We start from the raw sequence: 2,370 nt of genomic DNA on the forward strand, positions 1-2,370 counted from the left end.
GCGGGCGCAGGCGGCGGGCGGCGAGCTGAACCCGCTGCTGCGCGGTCTGGTCCGCGCCCCCCGCCGCACCGCCACCGCGGCCTCCGCACCGGCCGACGAGGCCGCCGGCTTCGCCGCCCGGCTGGCCGCGCTGCCGGAGCGCGATCAGCACCGCGAGCTCCTCGACCTGGTGCGCTCGGCGGCGGCCGCCGTGCTCGGACACCCGTCGAAGAACGCCGTGGCCGCCGCCCAGGCCTTCAAGGAGACCGGGTTCGACTCGCTCGGCGCGGTGCAGCTGCGCAACCGGCTGGCCCGGGCGACCGGCGTCCGGCTCCCGGCGACCCTGGTCTTCGACCACCCGACCCCGCTCGCGCTCGCCCGCCACCTGCGGTCCGAGCTGCTGCCCGAACCGCCGGCCCCCGGTGCCGTCGCCACCGCCCCGGCCCCCGAACCCCGCCCCGACGCCGGACCCGCCATCGCCGACCTGGACATCGACGGCCTGGTCGCCCGCGCCCTGCGCGGCCGCGGCTGACCGCCGACGGCCCTCCGCCCCTTCCGAAAGGCAGACATGACCACCACCACCGACGGCGCGGCCGCCTCCGACCAGACGGCGAGGCTGGTCGCGGCGCTCCGGGCCGCCCTCCAGGACAACGAACAACTCGCCGCAGAGAAAGCGGCGTTGGAGGCGGCGGCCGGTGAGCCGATCGCCATCGTCGGCACGGCCTGCCGGCTGCCCGGCGGCGTCGGCTCCCCGGACGAGCTGTGGCAGCTGGTCGCCGACGGCCGCGACGGCGTGGCCGGGTTCCCCGAGGACCGCGGCTGGGACCTCGACGGGCTGTTCGACCCGGACCCCGACCGGGCGGGCCGCTCCTACGTCAGCGAGGGCGGATTCCTGGACGGCGCGGGCGAGTTCGACGCCGCCTTCTTCGGGATCTCGCCGCGCGAGGCGCTGGCGATGGACCCGCAGCAACGGCTGCTGCTGGAGACCTCCTGGGAGGCCCTGGAGCGGGCCGGCCTCGACCCGGCGGCGCTGCGCGGTACGGCGGTCGGCGTCTTCTCCGGCGTGATGTACCACGACTACGCCACCGGGCTGAGCAGCGTGCCGGCGGGGCTCGAAGGCTTCCTCGCGACCGGCACCTCCGGCTCGGTGGCCTCGGGCCGGGTCGCCTACACGCTGGGCCTGGAGGGGCCCGCGATCACCGTGGACACCGCCTGCTCCTCCTCCCTGGTCGCCGTCCACCTGGCCGCCCAGTCGCTGCGCAGCGGTGAGTCCTCGCTCGCCCTGGCGGGCGGGGTCGCGGTGATGTCCCAGCCCTCGCCGTTCGTGGAGTTCTCCCGGCAGCGCGGGCTCGCGGCCGACGGGCGGTGCAAGGCGTTCGCGGACGCCGCCGACGGCACCGGCTGGGCGGAGGGCGTGGCCGTCCTCGTCCTGGAACGGCTTTCGGACGCGCGGCGGTTGGGCCATGAGGTGCTGGCCGTGGTCCGGGGCTCGGCCGTGAACCAGGACGGTGCCTCGAACGGTCTCACGGCCCCCAACGGCCCCGCCCAGCAGCGGGTGATCCGGGCCGCGCTCGCCAACGCCCGGCTGGTGGCGGCCGACGTCGACGCCGTCGAGGGCCACGGCACCGGCACGCCGCTCGGCGACCCGATCGAGGCGCAGGCGGTGCTGGCCACCTACGGCCAGGGGCGGTCGGCCGAACAGCCGCTCTGGCTGGGCTCGTTGAAGTCCAACATCGGGCACACCCAGGCCGCCGCCGGGGTGGCCGGGGTGATCAAGATGGTGGAGGCGCTGCGGCACGGCGTCCTGCCGAAGACCCTTCACGTCGACGAGCCGACCCAGCAGGTCGACTGGTCGGTGGGGGAGGTACGGCTGCTGACCGAGGCCCGGCCGTGGCCGCGGGCGGAGCGCCCGCGCCGGGCCGCCGTCTCGGCCTTCGGCGTCAGCGGCACCAACGCGCACGTCATCCTGGAGGAGGCGCCCGCCCCGCAGACCCCGCAGGGCGCGGAGACGCCGGGCGACCGGGAACCCGCCGCCGTCCCCTGGCTGCTGTCCGCGGCCTCGGCCACCGCCCTGCGCGCCCAGGCCGAGCGGCTGCTCGACCACGCCGACGCGCGGCGCCCGCAGCCCGCCGCCGCCGCCCGCACCCTGGCCGAGGGCCGGGCGCTCCTGCCGCACCGCGCCGTCGTGGTCGCCGACGCGCTGGACGGTCACCGCGCCGGGCTGGCCGCGCTCGCGGCCGGCGTGGCCGGGCCCGCACTGGTCACCGGGACGGCGGACGTCGCGGGTCAGACCGTCTTCGTCTTCCCGGGTCAGGGGTCGCAGTGGGCGGGGATGGGGCGGCGGCTGCTGGCGGAGTCCCCGGTCTTCGCGGAGGCGCTGGCGGAGGTCGA

The 2,370-nt window shown here is 77.6% G+C and carries 2 protein-coding genes; both read left to right on the top strand.

From position 1 onward, the window contains the following. On the top strand, positions 1 to 511 hold a 511-nt coding region (locus tag ABT238_RS38690), incomplete at its 5' end, for an acyl carrier protein (RefSeq protein WP_350807395.1). A gap of 84 nt (positions 512 to 595) precedes the next feature. Further along, positions 596 to 2,370 (top strand): type I polyketide synthase (locus ABT238_RS38695; protein ID WP_502891505.1); only part of this gene is annotated, 1,775 nt, incomplete at its 3' end.

This window comes from Kitasatospora sp. NPDC001527, from assembly GCF_040298605.1.
In the GTDB taxonomy this organism is placed as follows: domain Bacteria; phylum Actinomycetota; class Actinomycetes; order Streptomycetales; family Streptomycetaceae; genus Kitasatospora.